The sequence below is a fragment of the Sphingopyxis sp. GW821-FHT12F08 genome (assembly GCF_058806755.1).
In genome coordinates, this window is sequence record NZ_JBXAQA010000006.1 from 83,363 (window position 1) to 102,874 (window position 19,512).

Consider the following 19,512-nt stretch of genomic DNA (forward strand, 5'->3'; position numbering starts at 1 on the left):
CCTTATTGCGCAGGCCGCGGGCCAAGCCTAGACCCGCCGGATGACCGACGCCTCCTCGACCCCCGCCATCCCCGTTACCATCCACCGCGGCGACTATCGTCCACCCGAGTGGCGGGTTCCCGACATCGCGCTCGATTTCGCGCTGGGGATCGCCGAGACGCGGGTCTCGGCGCACCTGTCGGTCGAGCGCCACGCCGATGCCCCGGTGTCGCTGGTGCTGCGCGGCGACGGCCTGACCGCTGCGGAAGTGCGCGTCGATGGCGCGGTGTGGAACGACTGGCGGATGGACGGCCCCGACCTGGTGATCGACCTCGGCGATCGCAGCGCCGCGACGGTCGAGGTCGACACGGTGATCGACCCGAGCGCCAACACCCAGCTGATGGGGCTTTACGCGTCGAACAATATGCTCTGCACCCAGTGCGAGGCCGAGGGTTTCCGGCGCATCACCTTCCACCCCGACCGCCCCGACGTGCTCAGCCGCTACAAGGTGCGCATGGCGGGCGACAAGGCGCTGTTCCCGATCCTGCTGTCGAACGGCAATTGCATCGAGCGGGGCGAAGGGCCGGACGGTACCCATTGGGCGCTGTGGGAAGATCCCTGGCCGAAACCCTCTTATCTTTTCGCGCTCGTCGCGGGCGACCTGGTGGTCAACCGCGACCGCTTCACCACCATGAGCGGGCGCGAGGTCGAGCTCGGCATCTGGGTGCGCGGCGGCGACGCCCCGCGCACCGGCCATGCGATGCAGGCGCTCAAGGACAGCATGGCGTGGGACGAGCGCGTCTATGGCCGCGAATATGACCTCGATCTGTTCAACATCGTCGCGGTCAGCGATTTCAACATGGGGGCGATGGAGAACAAGGGCCTCAACGTCTTCAACACGCGCTATATTCTCGCCGACCCCGACACCGCGACCGACGTCGACTATGACGGGGTGCAGGGCGTCGTCGCGCACGAATATTTCCACAACTGGTCGGGCAATCGCGTCACCTGCCGCGACTGGTTCCAGCTGAGCCTGAAAGAGGGCTTCACCGTCTTTCGCGACCAGAGCTTCTCGGCCGATATGGGCTCGCCCCCGGTCAAGCGCATCGAGGACGTCCGCCTGCTCCGCGCCGCGCAATTCCCCGAGGATGCGGGGCCGCTCGCGCACCCGATCCGGCCCGACAGCTATCAGGAGATCAGCAATTTCTACACCGCGACGGTCTATAACAAGGGCGCCGAGATCATCCGGATGATGGCGACCTTGCTGGGCGCCGAGCGCTTCCGCGCGGGCACCGACCTCTATTTCGAGCGCCACGACGGCGAGGCCGCGACCTGCGAGGATTTCGTGCGCGCGATGGAGGCGGGCGGCGATATCGACCTCCAGCAGTTCCGCCGCTGGTACGAGCAGGCGGGGACGCCGCGGCTGACGCTTTCGCTCGTTGAAGAGGGCGGCGCATGGGTCCTCGACATCGCGCAGACGGTGCCGCCGACCCCAGGCCAGCCCGACAAGGCGCCGATGATGATGCCGCTGCGCCTCGCGGCGTTCGCGATGGACGGCAGCGGCGTGGCGATGGCCGATACGCTGGTGACGCTGACCGGGGCGAGCCAGCGCGTGCCGCTCGGCGCGTTCGATGCGCGGCCGGCGCTGTCGATCAACCGCGGCTTCTCGGCGCCGGTGATCGTCGATTATGTCCGCGCGCCGGGCGAACTCGCCTGGCTGGCGGCGCACGACGACGATCCCTTCGCACGCTATGAGGCGCTACAGCAATTGATGCTCGACACGCTGGTCGCCGCGGTGTCGGGCGAGGCGGGGGATCATCAGGCGGTGATCGATGCGATTGCGGGCACGCTTGCGGGGCGCGCCGAGGACCCGGCCTTCGTCGCCGAGGCGGTGCTGCTGCCGAGCGAGGCTTTTATCGGCGACCAGATGGTGACGGTCGATCCCGACGCGATCCGCCGCGAGCGGCTGGCGCTGCAGGCGGCGATCGGTCGCGCGCTCGAGGCCGAGTGGCGCGATATTCTCGCGGGCGCGTGCCCGCCCGCGACCGACCTGACGCCCAAGGCCAAGGGCGGCCGCCGCCTGCGCGGGGTCGCGATCGCCTATCTCGCCGCGACGGGCATCGCCGACGTGCCGGCTCTGGTCTTTGGCATCTTCTCGAACGCCGACGGCATGACCGAACGCCAGGCGGCGCTCGCGACGCTGGCGCATGGCGACAGCGCGGAGCGCGTCCATGCGCTCGACATCTTCTACCAGCGCTATCGCGACAATCCGCTGGTGCTCGACAAATGGTTCCAGGTGCAGGCTTGGTCGCTGCGCCCCGACACGGTCGCGGCGGTGAAGGAGCTGGCGGGGCATCCCGACTTCACGCTGGCGAACCCCAACCGCGTGCGCTCGCTCTATGGCGCGCTGACGGGCAATCAGGCGGCGTTCCATCAGGCCGACGGCGCGGGCTATCGCCTGATCGCCGACCTGGTGATCGCGCTCGACCCGAGGAACCCGCAGACCGCGGCGAAGATGATCCCGCCGCTTGGCCGCTGGAAACGCTTCGACGAGGGAAGGGCGGCGATGATGCGGGCCGAGCTGGAGCGGATATTGGCGCAGCCCGGGCTGTCGAGGGATACGACGGAGCAGGCTAGCAAGAGTTTGATGGGGTGAGGTCCTGCGACGAACTGCGTCTCTGTAAGCTCACACCCTCATCGGACTAAATTTGGGTTTCGGGGTTGTGTGTCTGCATCTCGCCCCAATCTCCGGATAGTAATAGCGACGATAGTAAGGAGAGGAAGTGCTCGATATCTGAGACTGCTACTGACCGCCGTAGATCGCCATGGATAAAGGCGTTGCGAGTTTCGGCCATTTGGCGAAGAAAATATGCGTTCTCCGGCGTCAAGATGCCTTCGGCGGCTAGGCGTTCGATAAGCCGACCGGGAGATTGTGGCCTAGCAAACGTTGAAGGTCGTCGTGACCTCCCAATTGCTTCGAACGCAGACCACCCCAGTAGCAGGGCTGCCTGCGCATCGATTTGTGCGACGTTCTTCCCACGTATCAAAATCTCTTGGATGGCCTGATCTGGCACTACCGAGAGGTTGCTACTCGTCGCCCGGCGTACCACCAAATGCAGTTTCCAATCCGGAAGTTTCGAGAGCACACGCTGAAGATTCGCGACTTTTTCAGCGGCATTTGAACCTTCCGTCGTGACTTCAATGATGAGTTTAGGCTCCCGCCCCAGTGCAATTGCATCTGGACGGAATGCTGATAGTTCCGATGGGAGCAGGTTTGGCGAAGGTTGCACAATTACGTCGTAGCCCTTCGCCGTCAATTCCCGAGCGGTGGCATCGAGCATGGCTCGTTCAGTGTTGCTGGTTCCGGTCATGTTCCGAGATCCTCATGCGGATCATTCGAAAGCCGGACGTAGAGAGCCGGCTTCTGACCCAATATGCAGTTTGCGAGCGTCTCACTGGGGTCGTTGAAGGCAAATACGTGTCCGCTCTCAAATTTCTGGATCAGGATGCGCTCAATCTGTTGATCATCAACATACACATGGTGAGTCATCGCATCGAGAGTCAGTTTAAGCACGTTGTCGAGATCGCCGTCCATCACATCGACTGGATAATAGTAAAGGGTAACAGAGAGGCGCTGTTCAGTCGCAAAATGCATTTCTGGCAGGTTTGGAGCGAGAGACGCGCGCACCAAATCCTTCCACTCTTGTTTCGATTGCGTATTGCTACGCTGAAATGACACCGGTGCTGCAGGCACGACAAATTCAAAGGGAAACTCCGGCTCCATCGCGTGATCGCTATCCCCCCAACCACCCCGCCACATCCACCGCGACTTTGTTCGCCGCCCTTGTCAGCGCCTCGCCCACCGGCTTCGCCTCGACCACGCCGCCGAGGCTCTCGCGCGCTTCGAAACGGCGCTGGGTGACGCTCTTGCCGCCGGCGGCGACGAGCATCGCCTGATAGACGACCACCGCCTCGCCGGTGCGCGCGTCGACGCCGAATTCCATCAGCTGGCCCGCGAGCTGTTCGCCCGGCGCGGTCAGGTACTGGCCTTCGTCGAGGACGACGCGGCCCGAGCGCGCGGCGACGGTTTCGCTGATCAGGCGCTGGAACAGGCGCTGCGGCGCCTCGACCCATTGCGCGTCCTTGACATAAGCGACGCTCGATCCGTCCTGCTGGACCGGGATGCGCGTCGTGCGCAGTTTCTGCGGCGCGGTGGGGATGAGGATCGTCAGCGTCGATGCCTCGCTTGCGGTGCGCGCGGCGCCCGCGGGCGGGGCTGCGTCGGCGTCCAGGGTGAGCAGGAAGGGCGGGGGCTTGGCGCCGAAGCTGACGCAGGCCGAAAGCAGCGCGACGCCGAGCGTCGCGAGCAAGGGCGCGCGGACGCGGCGGGCGAAGGAGCGGAGGGGCGTGGACATGACGGACATCATCCTCATTGCTTGTAGTCGGGCAGCTTGCTGCCGCCGATGACGGCGCCCGCGCCCTGCTGGTCGAGCTTGTCGGTGAGGCTGGAGAGCGAGGCCGAGGTGCGGCGGAGGTCGCGGATCAGCGCATTCGCCTCGGGGATCGTCGTCTCGCTGAAGGTCTTGAGCCCCGGGCGCGCGTCGGCGATGGCGCTTTCGAGCGTCTTCATCGAGGCATTCGCCGATTTGAGCGTGTCGCGCAGATTGGCCATCGCGGGGTCGACGTTGCGGTCGATCGTGCCCTGCGTCGCGGCGGCAAGATTGCCAATCTGTTCGGCGGCGAGGCCGGTCTGCTGGATCGCGATGCGCGTGTCGGCGAGCGCGCGCTCGATCGCGGGGCCGTTGCGCGCGAGGATCGCGGTCGACGCCTCGACATTGTTGAGGATGCCGCGGATGCTGGCCTGATTTTCGTCGTCGGCGAGTTCGGCGAGGCGTTCGCTGAGCGTCGAGAGGCGCTGGAGCAATTGCGGCGCGGTGTTGAGGAGTTCGCCGAGGCCGCCGACGCGGTTGGGGATGACGGGCTTGCCGTTCGGCCCCTTGTCAGTGATCGGCGGCGCGCCCTTGACCCCGCCGGCGAGCGAGATCTGCGAGACCCCGGTGAAACCGACGCCTTCGAGCGCGGCGGTGGTGCCCTGGACGATCGGCACGCCCTCGTTGACCTCGATCCGCACGCGGACGAACTGCGGGTCGTCGGGGAGCAGCGCGATCTGGCTGACCTGGCCGACGGGGACGCCCGAATATTGGACCTGCGCCCCCTTGTTCAGCCCGTCGACCGATTGCTTGAAGAAGATGTCATATTCGCGCTTGTCGCCGCCGCTGTCGTTGGCGAGCCAGACGACGAAGATCGCGAGCGCCGCGGTGAAGAGGAGGACGAAGGCGCCGACGAGGACGTTGTTCGAGCGAGTTTCCATCAGCTTTTCCTATCGCCGCTGCGCGGTTTGGTTCCCGCCCGCCGCCGCCCGGCCGCGCGGTCCGTTGAAATAATCCTGTATCCACGGATGCTCGGTGGCAAGCAGTTCCGGGATGGTGCCGATCGCGATCACCTTCTTTTCGGCGAGCACCGCGACGCGGTCGCAGGTCGCATAGAGCGAATCGAGGTCGTGGGTGATCAGGAAGACGGTGAGCCCCATGGTGTCGGCGAGCTCGCGGATCAGCTCGTCGAACTTGGCGGCGCCGATCGGGTCGAGCCCCGCGGTCGGCTCGTCGAGGAAGAGCAGCGCGGGATCGAGCGCGAGCGCGCGCGCGAGGCCGGCGCGCTTGACCATGCCGCCCGACAGCTCGGCGGGATATTTGGGCCCGGCGTCGGAGGGCAGGCCGACCATCGCGACCTTGTAGGCGGCGATCTCGTCGAGCAATTTCTGGTCGAGGCGCGGATAATATTCGCGCAGCGGAACCTGGATATTCTCGGCGACGCTGAGCGTCGAGAAGAGCGCCCCGCCCTGGAACATCACGCCCCAGCGGCGGCGGAGGTCGCGCGATTCCTCTTCGTCGGCGATCTCGCCCAGCGTCTTGCCATAAACTTCGATCTCGCCGGCGTCGGGGATCTGGAGGCCGATGATCGAGCGCATCAGCACCGACTTGCCGGTGCCCGAGCCGCCGACGACGCCGAGGATCTCGCCCGAGCGGACGTCGAGGTCGAGCCCGTCGTGGATCACCGCGTCGCCGAACTTGTTGACGAGGCCGCGGATGCAGATCGCACGTTCGAACTTCTCGGGCCGCACCGCGTCGGCGGCGGCGAGTTCCTCGGCGATCTCGATCTGTTGTTCCTCGGCCATCAGTTCCACCCGATCGACGAGAAGAAGACTGCGAAAAAGGCGTCGAGCACGATCACGAGGAAGATCGCCGCGACCACCGCCGAGGTGGTGCGCTGGCCGACTTCCTCGGCATTCTGGCGGACCTGCATGCCTTCGTAGCAGCCGGTGACGCCGATCAGCACGCCGAACACCGGCGCCTTGATCAGCATCGCCCAGAAATCGGTCATCGGGATGATGTCGCGCAGCAGCTGGATATAGGTGAGCGGCGGGATTTCGAGCCCGATCCAGCAGAAGACGCCGCCGCCGATGATCGCGCAGATGCTGGCGTAGAAGCCGAGCAAGGGCATCAGGATCGTCGCGGCGGCGACGCGGGGGAGGACGATGGCCTCCATCGGCGAGACGCCGATCGTGCGCATCGCATCGATTTCCTCGGTCAGCTTCATCGTGCCGATCTGCGCGGCGAAGGCGCTGCCCGAGCGGCCCGCGACCATGATCGCGGTCATGAGCAGGCCGAGCTCGCGGATCGAGGCGCGGCCGACGAGGTTGATCGTGAATACCTCGAGCCCGAACTGGCGGAGCTGCACCGCGCCCTGCTGCGCGACGACGATGCCGATCAGGAAGGTCATCAGCCCGATTATCGGCAGCGCGTCGACGCCGACGGTCTGGAAGCGCGTGACGATGGCGTGCCAGCGCAGGCGGCGGCGCGCGCGAACCTGGGTGCCGAGCGCCATGAGCATCGCACCGAAGAAGCCGATGATGCCGAGCAGTTCGTGCCACACTGCGGTGCTGGCGACGCCGACCTGTTCGAGCATGCGGGTGAGCGCGGGGCGGCGGTCGCGGTGGACGCGGTAATCGCTCTTGTCGCTGGCGAGCGCGTCGAGCAGGCGCTGCGCCTCTTCGCTGGCGCCGGCAATCGTCGCGCCATGCTGCGCCGCGGTGCGCGTGACGATCCACGCGCCGACGGTGTCGACGCGTTCGACGGCCGAGAGGTCGAGCGAGGTGATCGGGCCGAGCGCGTCGAGCCGCGCGGGCAGGTCGCCGAGCCGCGCGAGCGTCAGCCGCCCGGTGAAACGGACATCGGCGCCGCCGGCGCCATCGCTTGTTTCGAAGTCCGCCCGGGCCACCATCGGGCACGACCTTGTATTATTTGGAGAATGACGGCAAGCGAATCCCGCCGCCCGCACCGGCCTTGGCCGCGCCGCCGATCGCGGCTAAGAGGCTCTAATGGATGATTTATCTGTCCCCGTCGTGCCCGACTATGCGCATCGCGTCGCGATGTACGACATGGACCGCACGATCACGCGCGCGGGCACCTACAGCGGATTCCTGATGCATGTGGTGCGGCGGCGCCAGCAATGGCGCGTGCTGCTGACCCCGCTCGTCGGGCTGGCGGGCGCCGCCTATACGCTGGGGCTGATCGACCGCTCGCGGCTGAAGGCGATCAATCTGCGGCTGCTGGTCGGGCCGCGCTTCCGCCGCGACGAGATCGCGCCGCTCGCCGAAAGCTATGCCGACAAGGTGATCGCGCGGGGGCTGCACGGCGCAGCGCTCGCGCAGCTCGAGGCCGACCGCGCGGCGGGGTATCGCGTGCTGCTCGCGACCGCGTCCTTCCATATCTATGTCGATGCGATCGCGAAGCGGCTGGGGATCGAGGATGTGCTCGCGACGCGGCTCGACGAGCCCGATGGCGCCGACCATGTCCATGCGCGGCTGTCGGGTGACAATTGTTACGGCGAGGCGAAATTCGCGCGCATCTCGGACTGGATGGCGGCGAACGAGATCATCCGCGATGCCGCGCATATCCGCGCTTACTCGGACCATGTGTCCGACCATCCGATGCTGCGCTTCGCCGACGAGGCGGTGGCGACGACGCCCTCGCGGAAGCTCAAGAAGCTCGCGCCGACGATGGGGTGGACGGTGGTCGATTGGCGGGCGCGGAAGTGAGGAAAGCCCCTCCCCTTCAGGGGAGGGGTTTGGGGGTGGAGTCTGCGAGATAGCGCAAGGCTTCTGGCCCCACCCGCTGCGACTAGGCGGCAAGCCGCCAAGTCTCGCTGCCCTCCCCTGAAGGGGAGGGCCTGGTTCTCAAACCGCGTCGAGCGCCTGCGCGAAATCGGCGATCAGGTCGTCGGCGTCTTCGATGCCGATCGAGATGCGCACCAGATTGTCGGTGATGCCGAGCGCCGCCTTGCGCGCGTCGGGAACCGAGAGATGCGTCATCGCGGCGGGGTGGCTGGCAAGGGTTTCGGTGCCGCCGAGGCTGACCGCGAGCTTGGCGATCTTGAGCGCGTCGAGGAAGCGGAAGCTTTCCGCCTCGCCGCCCTTGATGAACAGCGAGAAGGTCGATCCGGCGCCGGTGCAGTGGCGGTCGAAAATATCCTTCTGCGATCCTTCGGGCAGGAAGCCGAGATAGCCGAGACCCTCGACCTTCGGATGATCGCGCAGGAAGGCGCAGACCTTTTCGGCATTTTCGCCCGCGCGGCTCATTCTGAGTTCGATCGTCTCCAGGCTGCGCAGCAGCATCCACGCGGTGTTGGGGTCGCAGATCGTGCCGATGGTGTTGCGCATCATGCGGATCGGGCCCAGCCAATGCTTCGAGCCGACGACGCCGCCCGCGACGAGGTCGCTGTGGCCGCCGGCATATTTGGTCAGGCTGTAGAGGGTGATGTCGGCGCCATGCGCGAGCGGCTTCGACCAGAGGGGCCCAAGGAAGGTGTTGTCGATGGCGATCGGCGGCCGCGCGCCCTCGGCGAAGGCGGCGTCGGTCGCGGCGCGCATCGCCTGGACGTCGACGAGCGCGTTGGTGGGGTTGGCGGGGCTTTCGAGATAGACCATCGCGACCTTGCCGCCCTGCGCGTCGGCCATCTCCTTGGCGCGGGCCAGGATCGCATCCAACTCGGCGCGCGAGGCTTCGGCGGGGAAATCGACGTAAGTCGCGCCGAAGCGCGACAGGATGCGTCCGATCAAAGTCTCGGTCGCGGCGTAGAGCGGGCCCGAATGGACGATGACGTCGTTCATGCTGACATGCGCGAGGAGCAGTGTGGCGATCGCCGACATGCCGCTGGAGAAGACGAGCGCGTCCTCGGCCCTTTCCCAGACGCCGAGGCGCGCCTCGAGGATTTCCTGGTTCGGGCCGTTGAAGCGCGAATAGACGAGGCCGTCGGCGCCGCCGGGGCGCTTGCCGGTGATGCCCTCGAAATGGCGCTTGCCCGCAGCGGCGCTTTCGAAGGCGAAGGTCGAGGTCAGGAAGATCGGCGGCTTCAGCGAGCCTTCGGACAGCATCGGGTCATAGCCATAGCCCATCATCAGCGTCGTCGGCGAAAGCGCGCGCCCGCCGATCTCGGTGACGTCCTTCTTGGGCGCGCGGCGCGGCGTGGTGCCGGTGAGGTCGCTGTTGTCGATGGGGGGCATGCGAAAGACTCCTGCGCAATATAGTTTCACGCGCAACTAGCGCGCTTTTGGTCCCCGGTCACCCCGCGATCGCATCAATCCTCGACGATCAGGCTGCGCTCCCTGGTTTCGGGAAGCATCAGCGTCGCGACCCCCGCCGCGGCGATCACGGCGGCGACGTAGAAATAGAAGAGCCACTCGACGCCCGCGCCCTTGAGGGAGAGCGCGACCATCTCGAGCGTGCCCGCGAACATTGCATTACCGATCGCATAGGGCAAAGCGACGCCGAGGCCGCGGATATGCGCGGGGAACAGCTCGGCCTTCACCAGCGCGTTGTTGGCGCTGTAGCCGCTCTGCAGCGTGATCGGGATCATGATCAGCAAAGTCGCGACGATCGGCGAGGTCACCGTCTCGAGCGTCAGGAAGGTCGGCACTGCGGCGATCGCGCCGCCGATCCCGAACAGCAGCAGCATCGGCTTGCGTCCGAATTTGTCGGCAAGCGCGCCGAACACCGGCTGCATCGCGGTGAACCACAGGAGGACGGCGGCGATGATATAGGTCGCGGTCGCCTTGTCGAAACCGACCGTGTTGAACAGATATTTCTGCATATAGCTGGTGTAGGTGTACGCGCCGAGCCCGCCGCCGGCCGACAAGATGCCGACGAGGATCGATTCGCGGCGATGCTCCTTCCACAAGAGTTTCGCGGTCGAGACCGGGCGGTCGACCGCCTGATTCTGGAACGACGGGGTTTCGACGAGGTTGCGGCGGAGCACATAGACGCCGAGCGCGAGCAAGGCGCCGATGACGAAGGGGATGCGCCAGCCCCAGGCGGTGAGTTCGGCCTCGGTCAGGAAGCTTTGCAGCACGACCGCGACGAAGATCGCGCAGAGCTGGCCACCGATCAGCGTCATATATTGGAAGCTCGCCCAGAAGCCGCGATTCTTGCGCGGCGCCATTTCGGAGAGATAGGTCGCGCTGGCGCCATATTCGCCGCCGAGCGACAGCCCCTGGAGCATGCGCGCGACGAGCAAGGTCGCAGGGCCGAGCAGCCCGGCGACGGCGTAAGTCGGGGCGACGGCGATCAGCAGCGAGCCGCTGAACATCAGCGCGACCGACAGCGACAGCCCCGCCTTGCGCCCGCGCGTGTCGGCGAAGCGCCCCATCACCCAGGCACCGATCGGGCGCATGACGAAGCCGACCGCGAAGATCGCGGCGGTGCTCAGCAATTGCGCGGTGGGGTCGGCCTTGGGGAAAAAGACGGGGGCGAAATAGATGGCGAAAGAGGCGTAGGCGAACCAGTCGTACCATTCGACGAGGTTGCCAAGCGACCCGCCGACGATCGAAACCAGCCGTTTGCGCGGTATCGCCAGGCTTTTCATTTCTTCCCCATTTTTTCGTCATCCCGGCGAAGGCCGGGATCTCAACCTCGCGTCATGGCGCACTGGCGAGATCCCGACCTTCGCCGAGATGACGGATGCATATGTATCAGCCGATCCCGATCACCGATAACTGGCGACCATAGCTGTTTTCGCTTTTGTGGCAGGCGCGGCGATAGCTGAAATAGCCTTCGGCCTCGGCATAGGTGTCCTGTCCGCCGATGGCAATTCGGCTGAGCCCCGCGGCGGCGAGGCGCGCGGCGACATAGGCGGCGATGTCGAACATCGCGTGGCCGGGCTTGCCCGCGGCGAAGAAGCGCTCGTTCGCCGGATCGTCGGTCACGAAGGTCGCGACGAAGCCGTCGTCGACCTCGTAAGAGGCGCGGCCGATGCACGGGCCGATCGCGGCGGCGATGTTGGCGCGGGTTGCGCCGAGGCTTTCCATCGCGGCGAGCGTCGCGTCGGTGACCCCGGCGATGGCGCCCTTCCAGCCGGCGTGCGCGGCGGCGACGACGCCGGCGGTGCGGTCGGCGAAGAGGACGGGGACGCAGTCGGCGGTGAGGATGCCGAGGAGGATGCCGGAGGTGCGCGTCGCGAGCGCGTCGGCTTCGGGGCGGGCGGCGAGGTCGCTCGCCTCGTCGACGATGACGCAGCGATTGCCATGGACCTGATAGAGCCCGGTGAGCGCCGCGCCGGGCAGCACGGCCCCGGCGACGCGGCGGCGGTTCTCGGCGATCAGCGCGGGATCGTCGTTCGAGCCGAGCCCACAGTTGAGCGAGGCGAGGTCGCCGCTCGACACCCCGCCACGGCGGCCGAAGAAGCCGTGGGGGATGCCTTCGAGCGGGGCGGCGGTGGCGAAGGGCGCGCTCACAGGTCGAGCCGGAAGAAGCGGTCTTCGTCGACATGATTGCCGACGCGGAAGGCGTTGCGGCCGACGTCGACGAAGCCGTAGCGACGATACACCGCCTGCGCGCGCGGGTTGTCGGTGAAGACCGAGAGGTAGAGTATCGACGCGCGCGCGCGCGCCCAGGCGATGCCCCAGTCCATCAGGCGGGTAGCGAGCCCGGTGCCCTTGGCGGCCTCGGCGAGGTAGATCTGGTGGAGTTCGACCGCGTCGTCGGTCGGCTGGCCGGGGGGCAGGTCGAAATCGAGCGGGCCCATCTTGATATAGCCGAGGATCGCGCTGGCTTCGCCCCGGACGAGCGCGATGTCGTAGGCGGGGTCTTCGATCTGGGCGCGGACGCGTTCGGGCGGGTTCCAGGTCGAAAGGAAGAGCGCGAGGTCGGCGGGGTCGTAGAGATGGCCGAAGGTGTGGACGAAGCTCGCCTCGGCGAAGGCCGAGAGCGCCTCGGCGTCGGTCGGCTGCGCGATCTGGATGTCGGTCATGCGGCAAATCCTGCGGGCTCTGGCCAGCCGGGGGCGGCGAAGGCCATGACTTTGAAGAGACGGCCCATTGCGCCTGCTTCGACGAGGCGGTCGCGCTGCGCCTTGAGGTCGGCGGCGCGATCGGGGGCGGCGGCGCTCAGCGCCTGCAGCCGCGCGTCGATGCCGAGGCGGCGGAGCCAGTCGCCTTGGGTGGCGAGCGGGGTGACCGCGACCTTGGCGGGCCGTGCGGCGGCCGCGAGCGCGGTGAAATCGACGTGCGCGGTGAGGTCGGCCTCGCCCGGCGTGTCGAAGGGGTCGGCGAAGCTGTGCGCCTTGACCGCCTGCAGCGTGTCGCCCGCGGCGGGGCCGGCATAGCCATAGTCGATGACGAGCATCGCGCCCCCCTGCCGTGCGAGGCGGAAGGCGCAGCGCTGCATGATCGCGGCCGACAGCGGCGCGGTTTCGACGATGCTGGCTTCGGGGGCGTTCACGAGCGCGGCGGGGATGGCGTCGTCGGCCGGGGTGTCGCCGGGGACGGGCCCCAGCTTGCCGCCCCGGCGCTTGATCATCAGTTCGCGCCAGCCCGCGGCGGTGCGGACATATTGGTGGATCGGGAGCGCGTCGAAAAATTCATTGGCGACGATGAGGAGCGGCGCGTCGTCGGGGAGCGCGTCGACCTCGTCGTGATGCTGCGCGGCGGGAAGGCGCGCCAGCTGCGCCGCGCGGAGCGTCGGGCTGGTCTCGACCAGATGGATCAGACGCGGGACGCAGCCGAAGCGCGCGGCGGCGCGCAGCGCGTCGGCGCCAAGCGTGCCGCGGCCGGGGCCGAGCTCGGCATAGTCGAAGGCGGGGCGGCCCGCGCGCGACCAGAGGTCGGCGATCCAGAGGCCGACCAGCTCGCCGAACATCTGACTGATCTCGGGCGCAGTGGTGAAATCGCCCGCGGCACCGAGCGGGTCGCGCGTCGCGTAATAATGGGAGTTGGCGCGCGCCATATAGTCGGCGACGGTGGTCGCCCGCGCCGCCGCCAACTCCCTGATCAATGCTTCGGGGGTCGGCGGGCCGTCAGGCAACGGCATCGGGTCCGGCGATGGGCTCGACGCGCTGGCGGCGCTTCTTCGCGGTGGCGACGAGCCAGATGCCGCCGAGGATCATCGGCACGCAAAGCCACTGGCCCATCGACAGGCCGGTGCTGTCGACGACCCATTGGCGCTGTACGTCGGGCTGGCGCACAAATTCGATCAGGAAACGGCTGACGCCATAGTCGATGGCGGCCACGCCGAAGAGGAGGCCCGGTTTGTAGCGCGCGTCGGTGCGCCAGAAGAGCCAGACGAGGATCGCCATCATCACCAGGCCCTCCATTCCGGCTTCGTAGAGCTGGCTCGGGTGGCGCGGGTCGGGGCCGGCCGCGCCGGGAAAGACGATCGCCCAAGGCACCGTCGTCACGCGGCCCCACAGCTCGCCGTTGACGAAATTGGCGATGCGGCCAAGGAACAGGCCGAACGGGATGACGCAGGCGATATAGTCGCAGAAGCGCAGGAAATTGAGCTTTTCCTTGCGCGTCACATACCAGATCGCGATCAGCACGCCGATCGCGCCGCCGTGGAGCGACATGCCGCCGTCCCACAGTTTGAAGATCTCGACCGGCGCCTTCAGATAGGATTCGAGATTGTAGAAGAGCACATAGCCGAGCCGGCCGCCGAGGATGATGCCGAGCATCGCATAGAAAATCATGTCGTCGGCGTGGCGGCGCGCCATCGGGGCGCCGGGCTGGTCGATGAGCTTCAGCAGGTACCAGTAGCCGAGGAAGATGCCCGCGAGATAGGCGAGCGCGTACCAGCGGATGGGGAGGCCGAAGACGCTGAACGCGACTTCGCTGTTCTCCCCCATCAGCTGGGTGAAGTTCACATATTGCGTCGCTTCGGCTAAGGTTGCAAAAAGAAACATATAGTCGCGCTGTCCTTCCCCAGGAGAGGCCTCCCCATAAGGGGTATGGCGAGCGAGACCAAGAGGAGAGATGCCCGATGCCATCCGCGCTCGATTTGCGCCTGGAAGCCGCCTATAATCTGATCACCGGTCCCGGCGGGCCGATCCAGATCGGGTCGGTCGAACGTTTCGGGCGGGAGCTGCCCGTCATCGCCAACGCGCCGGCGAACCTCGCCGACTATGCCGGCTTTTTCGCCATGCAGCATGGCGACGCGACCTTCCTGGTCGAGGGCGACGAACGGCTGAGCTTCAAGCAGGTGTATCTCGCGGCGCGGCAGGTCGCGGCGGGGCTGATCGACGGCCATGGCGTGCAGCGCGGCGATCGTATCGGCATCGCGATGCGCAACGCCAACGCCTGGTGCGTCACCTATCTGGGCATCTTGCTCGCGGGCGGCTGCGCGACGCTGCTCAACGGCTGGTGGCAGGGCGGCGAGCTCGCCGCGGGGATCGACGACGCCGAGGCGAAGCTGGTCATCGCCGACGTCCAGCGCGCGGCGCGGCTCGCCGAGCCGGGCGTGAGCCACGGCGCCAAGGTGATCACGCTCGACATCGCGCAGCCGATCGCCGCGGCGATCGCGCCGATCGCGGCGGGGGGCAGCGCCGAGACGGTGCTGCCGCAGCTGACCGGCGAGGACCTCGCGACGATCCTCTTCACCTCGGGCTCGACCGGCCAGTCGAAGGGCGCCTATTCGCGGCATCATGCGGTGGTGCAGGCGATCTTCAACTATGTGACGCAGACCGCGAGCATCGTGCATCTGCTCACCGAGGACGGGCTGATGTCGGACATCCAGCCCGCCACGCTGGTGTGCACGCCGCTGTTCCACGTCACCGCCGAAATCCCGGTGTTCCTGCAGAGCCTGGCGCTGGGACGCAAACTGGTGCTGATGCCCAAGTGGAACGCCGAGGAGGCGATGCGGCTGATCCAGGACGAGCAGTGCAATTATTTCGTGGGCGTCCCGCTGATGAGTTACGAGATCCTCACCAACCCCAACCGCAAGAATTACGATTTGTCGACGTGCAAGAGCTACGCCGGGGGCGGCGCGCCGCGCCCGCCCGAGCATGTGAAGCGCCTGTCGGAGGAGATGGGCGATGCCAAGCCCTTGCTCGGCTACGGGCTCACCGAGACCAATGCGGTCGGCTGCGGCATCATCAACGAAAATTACCTCGCCAAGCCGATGTCGACCGGGCCGGCGTCGAAGCCGCTGGTCGACCTCGCGATCCTCGACGACGACGGCAATCCGCTGCCGCAGGGCGGGGTCGGCGAGGTGTGCATCCGGTCGGTGTGCAATTTCGAGGGCTATTGGAACAACGAAGCCGCGACCAAGGCGGCCTTTTTCGACAATGGCTATTTCCGCTCGGGCGACCTCGGTTACCTCGACGAGGACGGCTATCTGTTCATCGTCGACCGCAAGAAGGACATCATCATCCGCGGCGGCGAGAATATCAGCTGCCAAGAGGTCGAGGCGGCGATCTACGAGCATGAGGACGTCAACGAATGCGCGGTGTTCGGCCTGCCCGACGAGCGGCTGGGCGAATGCGTCGGCGCGGTGGTCTGGGTCAAGCCGGGGAGCGGAGTCACCGCCGACGAGCTGACGGCGTTCCTGAGCCAGCGGCTCGCGCCGTACAAGGTGCCGTGCCGTATCTGGATGTCGAACGATGCGCTGCCCAAGCTCGGCAGCGAGAAGATCGACAAGGTCAGCTTGCGCAATCATTATCGCGGCGAATATGCCACGGAGGTCGCGGCGTAACCAAAGGGGCGAAGGGAGCGAATGGGGAATATGGCCGAGGCTGAAGCCCCCACCGCTCCCCCCGCCGGCGCGGCGCCGCCTGCGCGCGTCTATCGCCACCGGCTGCCCGTGCGCATCTGGCATTGGGTCAATGCGGTCACGCTGCTGATCCTGCTGATGAGCGGGCTGATGATCTTCAACGCGCATCCGCGCCTCTATTGGGGCGATTATGGTGCGAACGCCGACCATGCCTGGCTGGCGATCGCGGCGCAGGGCGACACCGGCTATCTGCGGATCGGCGAGACGCGGATCGAGACCACCGGCTTGCTCGGGCGCTGGACCGACGGCGAGGGAGCGGTGCGCAAGCTCGCCTTTCCGGGCTGGGCGACGATCCCGACGCGCTACGATCTCGCGAGCGGGCGGCGCTGGCATTTGTTCTTCGCCTGGGTGCTGGCGATCGGGCTGACGCTGTTCATGCTGTGGACCGCGGTCGGCGGGCATCTGAAGAAGGACCTGCACGTGCGGCGGCACGAATGGGCGCCGCGGCATATCTGGCGGGACATCAAGGACCATGCGCGGCTGCGCTTCCCGCGCGGCGAGGCGGCGGCGCGCTACGGCATCCTGCAGAAGCTGTCCTATGTCGGGGTGATCTTCGTGCTGCTGCCGCTGATGATCTTCACCGGGCTGGCGATGTCGCCGGGGATGAACGCCGCCTGGCCGTGGCTGGTCGAGGTCTTCGGCGGGCGCCAGTCGGCGCGATCGATCCACTTCATCGCGGCGTGGGCGCTGGTCGCCTTCTTCGTCGTGCATATCGCGATGGTGCTGCTCGCGGGGCCGGTGAACGAATTGCGCTCGATGGTGACCGGCTGGTTCCGCCTGCCGCCCGAGAAGGACGCATGAGCGGCGGGATCCTCATGCCGCGACGGCGGCTGATCGCGGGGGCGGGCGGGCTCGTCGCGGCGTTGCCCTTGCTGTCGGCGTGCGACGCGATCAACGAGGCGCCGCTCACGCGCAAGATCTTGTCGATGGGCGAGGAGATGCACCAGGCGAGCCAGCGCGCGCTGATGGACCGTAACGCGCTGGCGCGCGAGTTCGGCCGCGCCGATCTGTCGCCGACTTTCCGTTCGAACGGGACCAAACTGCCGCCGGGTGCCGCCTATGCCGGCCATGCGGCGAGCGGATTTGCCGACTGGCGCGTCGCGGTGACGGGGCTCGTCAACGCGCCGCTGTCGCTGTCGCTAGCCGATATCCGCGCGATGCCGCAGCGGACGCAGATCACGCGCCACGACTGCGTCGAGGGGTGGAGCGCGATCGGCGAATGGACCGGGGTACAGCTGTCGCGCGTGCTCGCGGCGGCGGGGCTCAAGGACCGTGCGCGTTACATCGTCTTTCGCTGCGCCGATCGGATTGGCGATGCGCTCTATTACGAGAGCTGCGACCTGGTCGATGCTTTGCATCCGCAAACGATCCTGGCGTGGGCGCTCAACCGCGAGCTGCTGCCGATCGCCAATGGCGCGCCGCTGCGCCTCAGGATCGAGCGGCAGCTGGGCTATAAGCACGCCAAATATCTGACCGGGATCGAGGCGGTCGCGAGCCTCGACGGGATCGGCGCGGGCAAGGGCGGCTTCTGGGAAGATCGCGTCGATTATGAATGGTATGCGGGGATATAGCCGTCGCGTGCGTCAGGTCGGGTAGCGCGCATTCATCACGTCCCAGCTGAGCACGACCAGCTGTTCGAGCACGTCGAGGTCGACGTCGGCGAGCTTGTTGACGTAAAGACACGACTTGCCGTTCTTGTATTTGCCGAGCTTGGCGAGCAGCGCGTCGGCCTCGGGCTGGCGGTCGCAATAATGGCCCATGAGGTACAGTGTCATGGCCGATTTGCGCGGGCTGTAACCGGCGCGGCACATCGTGCCCGAGTGTCCGCTGTCATAGACATAGTCATAGCTGCCATAGCCGATGATCGAAGGGCCCCACATCTTGGGCTCGAGCCCGGTGACGCGGCGGTGCATCGCGTCGACGACTTCGGCCTCCTCGCGGCGGCGCGCTTCGGGGATCGCGGCGATGAAGTCGGCGACGGTCATTTCGGTGGGCTTGGTCTTCACCTCGGTCTTGGCCATGGCTTTTCTCCTCAGGTTTCGGCGCGGTGCATCAGCAGGCGCGCGGCGGGGCCGAAGCCGACGAGCGCGGCGCCGAGGAAGGGCAAAGCGACGACCCACAGGCGCACCCCGGTGACGCCCAAGGGGCTGGCGATGCTGATCGCCGCAGTCATCGCGAGCCCGGCGCAGATCATCAGCATGCCGAGGATCAGTCGCGCGTGGGTGACGTCGCCCTCGGCCGCCTTGCCGCCGCTTTCGTAGCGCGCGAAGAGCAGGATGAAGGGGAAGAGCAAAGCGATGTAGAGCGCGAACCAGATCGGGCGCGCGAGCCACCATGCGGTGCTGCCCGGTTCGGCATACAGGCCGACGCCGCCGAGCAGCCACGCGGCGATCATCGCCAGCACGAAGGCGGTGAGGTGCCAAAGGTAGACGGTCATGATCATGCCGTTGATGAGCACGACGGTCGTCCAGGCGGTGATCCCATCGAGCATCCGGCGCGCGGGCTTTTCGAGCGCGAGCGCGAGGCCGGTTTGCGCGATGCCGAGCGCGAGCAGCGCGAGCGTCGGGGGCATCGAATTGCTCAAGGTCGCGCCGGGGACACCGATCATCGCGACGGGGTAGGGGCCGAGGCCGACGAGCAGGCCGAGCGCGGTCAGGCCGGCGGCCGCCCAGAGCAGGGGCGCGGCGAGGCGGCCGTTGTGCCAGGCATAGCCGAGCTGATGGATCGCGACCCAGACGAAGACGAAGTTCAGGAAATTGACATAAGCGATGCCGAATTGCAGCGTAGCGACGTCGACCGCGACCGCCGCGGCGACGAGCGCGAAGAAGGAGGCGAGGCCGAAGCGCTGCCACGCCGCGTGGCTCCACGGGGTGAGCGCCGTGACGATCAGATAGACGGCGAGGAACCAGACGGGGACGAGTGCGAGCTGCGCCGCCATCTTCACCACCGCGCGGTCGATGCCGACCTGCGTGCCGAACAGCGTGACGAGCGACCAGATGAGCAGCAGCGGCAGCACGGGGTTGATCAGCCGCCGGACGCGCGCCGCGAACCAGGTGGTGAAGCGCCCGCCCGCTCGCTGCGTCGCCGCCCACGACAGGCCGTTCGAGAAACCGCCGACGAGGAAGAAGAGCGGCATCACCTGGAACCCCAAGGTCAGCCACTGCGTCCAGGGCAATATGCCGAGCAGGTGCCCGCCTTCGACCGCGCCGTCCTTCATATAGGGCGCGGCGACGAGCCAGTGGCCGACGACGACCGCGAGGATCGAAAAGGCGCGCAGGAAATCGACGTAGCGGTTGCGTGTCGGCGGGGCCTGTTCGGCCATCGCGCGGGCGCGCGACCAGAGCGTCTTCTTGGGCGGCGTCGCGATGTCCATGAATCT

19 protein-coding genes are annotated in these 19,512 nt (G+C 67.0%); 5 read left to right on the forward strand and 14 right to left on the reverse strand.

Translation table 11 applies throughout. The annotated features are described in order from the left end of the window. The first annotated feature begins 40 nt into the window (after positions 1–40). Positions 41–2,635, forward strand: a complete 2,595-nt coding sequence (gene pepN / locus AC1RNQ_RS16420) for an aminopeptidase N (protein WP_493172752.1) — start codon at positions 41–43, stop codon at positions 2,633–2,635. Positions 2,636–2,681: 46 nt separating this feature from the next. On the opposite strand, the gene AC1RNQ_RS16425 is transcribed toward pepN, so the two are convergent. From AC1RNQ_RS16425 to AC1RNQ_RS16450, 6 genes are read right to left on the reverse strand one after another with little or no spacing between them, the layout of a single operon-like run. Continuing rightward, on the reverse strand, positions 2,682–3,350 hold the full coding sequence (locus AC1RNQ_RS16425) for a hypothetical protein (RefSeq protein WP_493172754.1): 669 nt from the start codon (positions 3,348–3,350) through the stop codon (positions 2,682–2,684). Continuing rightward, positions 3,347–3,763 carry a RusA family crossover junction endodeoxyribonuclease gene (locus AC1RNQ_RS16430; protein ID WP_493172756.1) on the reverse strand — a complete coding sequence of 139 codons (417 nt, stop codon included), beginning with the start codon at positions 3,761–3,763 and terminating at the stop codon, positions 3,347–3,349. Before AC1RNQ_RS16430 ends, AC1RNQ_RS16425 begins: the two co-directional genes overlap by 4 nt. A 10-nt stretch (positions 3,764–3,773) precedes the next feature. After that, positions 3,774–4,394: an ABC-type transport auxiliary lipoprotein family protein gene (locus tag AC1RNQ_RS16435; protein ID WP_493172758.1), complete on the reverse strand. Its 621-nt coding sequence runs from the start codon at positions 4,392–4,394 to the stop codon at positions 3,774–3,776. Between the two features lie 14 nt (positions 4,395–4,408). Further along, positions 4,409–5,350 carry an MlaD family protein gene (locus AC1RNQ_RS16440; protein WP_493172760.1) on the reverse strand — a complete coding sequence of 314 codons (942 nt, stop codon included), beginning with the start codon at positions 5,348–5,350 and terminating at the stop codon, positions 4,409–4,411. A 9-nt stretch (positions 5,351–5,359) separates the two neighbouring features. Then, positions 5,360–6,214: an ABC transporter ATP-binding protein gene (locus AC1RNQ_RS16445; RefSeq protein WP_493172762.1), complete on the reverse strand. Its 855-nt coding sequence runs from the start codon at positions 6,212–6,214 to the stop codon at positions 5,360–5,362. After that, on the reverse strand, positions 6,214–7,320 hold the full coding sequence (locus AC1RNQ_RS16450; protein WP_493172764.1) for an ABC transporter permease: 1,107 nt from the start codon (positions 7,318–7,320) through the stop codon (positions 6,214–6,216). The genes AC1RNQ_RS16445 and AC1RNQ_RS16450 overlap by 1 nt, the downstream gene beginning before the upstream one ends. A gap of 97 nt (positions 7,321–7,417) precedes the next feature. On the opposite strand from AC1RNQ_RS16450, the gene AC1RNQ_RS16455 reads away from it, so the two are divergent. Next, on the forward strand, positions 7,418–8,137 hold the full coding sequence (locus AC1RNQ_RS16455) for an HAD family hydrolase (protein ID WP_493172766.1): 720 nt from the start codon (positions 7,418–7,420) through the stop codon (positions 8,135–8,137). Positions 8,138–8,275: 138 nt separating this feature from the next. Here AC1RNQ_RS16455 and AC1RNQ_RS16460 read toward each other — a convergent pair whose 3' ends face one another. The 6 genes from AC1RNQ_RS16460 to lgt all read right to left on the reverse strand — a co-directional run bounded on the left by AC1RNQ_RS16460 (position 8,276) and on the right by lgt (position 14,268). Then, positions 8,276–9,601 carry a cystathionine gamma-synthase family protein gene (locus AC1RNQ_RS16460; protein WP_493172768.1) on the reverse strand — a complete coding sequence of 442 codons (1,326 nt, stop codon included), beginning with the start codon at positions 9,599–9,601 and terminating at the stop codon, positions 8,276–8,278. Between the two features lie 74 nt (positions 9,602–9,675). Next, positions 9,676–10,959, reverse strand: a complete 1,284-nt coding sequence (locus tag AC1RNQ_RS16465) for an MFS transporter (protein WP_493172770.1) — start codon at positions 10,957–10,959, stop codon at positions 9,676–9,678. Positions 10,960–11,065: 106 nt separating this feature from the next. Continuing rightward, entirely contained in the window at positions 11,066–11,827 is a 762-nt protein-coding gene (gene pgeF / locus AC1RNQ_RS16470; RefSeq protein WP_493172772.1) for a peptidoglycan editing factor PgeF, read from the reverse strand. Continuing rightward, positions 11,824–12,342 (reverse strand): GNAT family N-acetyltransferase, encoded by a 519-nt coding sequence (locus AC1RNQ_RS16475; RefSeq protein WP_493172774.1) that lies wholly within the window; start codon positions 12,340–12,342, stop codon positions 11,824–11,826. Before AC1RNQ_RS16475 ends, pgeF begins: the two co-directional genes overlap by 4 nt. Next, the gene (locus AC1RNQ_RS16480) at positions 12,339–13,400 is read right to left on the reverse strand and encodes a class I SAM-dependent methyltransferase (protein WP_493172776.1); all 1,062 of its coding nucleotides are present in this window, start codon (positions 13,398–13,400) and stop codon (positions 12,339–12,341) included. Before AC1RNQ_RS16480 ends, AC1RNQ_RS16475 begins: the two co-directional genes overlap by 4 nt. Beyond that, positions 13,387–14,268, reverse strand: coding sequence for a prolipoprotein diacylglyceryl transferase (gene lgt / locus AC1RNQ_RS16485; RefSeq protein ID WP_493172778.1), 882 nt, complete (start codon positions 14,266–14,268; stop codon positions 13,387–13,389). The genes AC1RNQ_RS16480 and lgt overlap by 14 nt, the downstream gene beginning before the upstream one ends. A 77-nt stretch (positions 14,269–14,345) precedes the next feature. Here lgt and AC1RNQ_RS16490 point away from each other — a divergent pair, with 77 nt between their 5' ends. Genes AC1RNQ_RS16490 through AC1RNQ_RS16500 form a run of 3 tightly spaced genes read left to right on the forward strand, consistent with a single transcriptional unit; the run spans position 14,346 to position 17,704 of the window. Then, on the forward strand, positions 14,346–16,055 hold the full coding sequence (locus tag AC1RNQ_RS16490; RefSeq protein ID WP_493172780.1) for a class I adenylate-forming enzyme family protein: 1,710 nt from the start codon (positions 14,346–14,348) through the stop codon (positions 16,053–16,055). Between the two features lie 30 nt (positions 16,056–16,085). Beyond that, positions 16,086–16,934: a cytochrome b/b6 domain-containing protein gene (locus AC1RNQ_RS16495; RefSeq protein WP_493172782.1), complete on the forward strand. Its 849-nt coding sequence runs from the start codon at positions 16,086–16,088 to the stop codon at positions 16,932–16,934. Continuing rightward, positions 16,931–17,704, forward strand: a complete 774-nt coding sequence (locus AC1RNQ_RS16500; RefSeq protein WP_493172784.1) for a molybdopterin-binding protein — start codon at positions 16,931–16,933, stop codon at positions 17,702–17,704. The genes AC1RNQ_RS16495 and AC1RNQ_RS16500 overlap by 4 nt, the downstream gene beginning before the upstream one ends. Before the next feature lie 12 nt (positions 17,705–17,716). Here AC1RNQ_RS16500 and AC1RNQ_RS16505 read toward each other — a convergent pair whose 3' ends face one another. Both AC1RNQ_RS16505 and AC1RNQ_RS16510 read right to left on the reverse strand, forming a co-directional pair. After that, complete coding sequence (locus AC1RNQ_RS16505) at positions 17,717–18,154, reverse strand: DUF1801 domain-containing protein (RefSeq protein ID WP_493172786.1); 438 nt, start codon at positions 18,152–18,154, stop codon at positions 17,717–17,719. Positions 18,155–18,165: 11 nt separating this feature from the next. Beyond that, positions 18,166–19,506 carry an acyltransferase family protein gene (locus tag AC1RNQ_RS16510; protein ID WP_493172788.1) on the reverse strand — a complete coding sequence of 447 codons (1,341 nt, stop codon included), beginning with the start codon at positions 19,504–19,506 and terminating at the stop codon, positions 18,166–18,168. Between the last annotated feature and the right edge of the window lie 6 nt (positions 19,507–19,512).

Coding starts and splice junctions, on each gene's coding strand:
- AC1RNQ_RS16460 (WP_493172768.1), bottom strand. CDS start 9,601: ATGCCCCCCATCGACAACAGCGACCTCACCGGCACCACGCCGCGCCGC.
- AC1RNQ_RS16480 (WP_493172776.1), bottom strand. CDS start 13,400: ATGCCGTTGCCTGACGGCCCGCCGACCCCCGAAGCATTGATCAGGGAG.
- AC1RNQ_RS16505 (WP_493172786.1), bottom strand. CDS start 18,154: ATGGCCAAGACCGAGGTGAAGACCAAGCCCACCGAAATGACCGTCGCC.
- AC1RNQ_RS16440 (WP_493172760.1), bottom strand. CDS start 5,350: ATGGAAACTCGCTCGAACAACGTCCTCGTCGGCGCCTTCGTCCTCCTC.
- AC1RNQ_RS16500 (WP_493172784.1), top strand. CDS start 16,931: ATGAGCGGCGGGATCCTCATGCCGCGACGGCGGCTGATCGCGGGGGCG.
- AC1RNQ_RS16430 (WP_493172756.1), bottom strand. CDS start 3,763: ATGGAGCCGGAGTTTCCCTTTGAATTTGTCGTGCCTGCAGCACCGGTG.
- AC1RNQ_RS16465 (WP_493172770.1), bottom strand. CDS start 10,959: ATGAAAAGCCTGGCGATACCGCGCAAACGGCTGGTTTCGATCGTCGGC.
- AC1RNQ_RS16455 (WP_493172766.1), top strand. CDS start 7,418: ATGGATGATTTATCTGTCCCCGTCGTGCCCGACTATGCGCATCGCGTC.
- AC1RNQ_RS16450 (WP_493172764.1), bottom strand. CDS start 7,320: ATGGTGGCCCGGGCGGACTTCGAAACAAGCGATGGCGCCGGCGGCGCC.
- AC1RNQ_RS16425 (WP_493172754.1), bottom strand. CDS start 3,350: ATGACCGGAACCAGCAACACTGAACGAGCCATGCTCGATGCCACCGCT.
- AC1RNQ_RS16495 (WP_493172782.1), top strand. CDS start 16,086: ATGGCCGAGGCTGAAGCCCCCACCGCTCCCCCCGCCGGCGCGGCGCCG.
- AC1RNQ_RS16490 (WP_493172780.1), top strand. CDS start 14,346: ATGCCATCCGCGCTCGATTTGCGCCTGGAAGCCGCCTATAATCTGATC.
- AC1RNQ_RS16445 (WP_493172762.1), bottom strand. CDS start 6,214: ATGGCCGAGGAACAACAGATCGAGATCGCCGAGGAACTCGCCGCCGCC.
- AC1RNQ_RS16475 (WP_493172774.1), bottom strand. CDS start 12,342: ATGACCGACATCCAGATCGCGCAGCCGACCGACGCCGAGGCGCTCTCG.
- AC1RNQ_RS16510 (WP_493172788.1), bottom strand. CDS start 19,506: ATGGACATCGCGACGCCGCCCAAGAAGACGCTCTGGTCGCGCGCCCGC.
- pepN (WP_493172752.1), top strand. CDS start 41: ATGACCGACGCCTCCTCGACCCCCGCCATCCCCGTTACCATCCACCGC.
- lgt (WP_493172778.1), bottom strand. CDS start 14,268: ATGTTTCTTTTTGCAACCTTAGCCGAAGCGACGCAATATGTGAACTTC.
- AC1RNQ_RS16435 (WP_493172758.1), bottom strand. CDS start 4,394: ATGTCCACGCCCCTCCGCTCCTTCGCCCGCCGCGTCCGCGCGCCCTTG.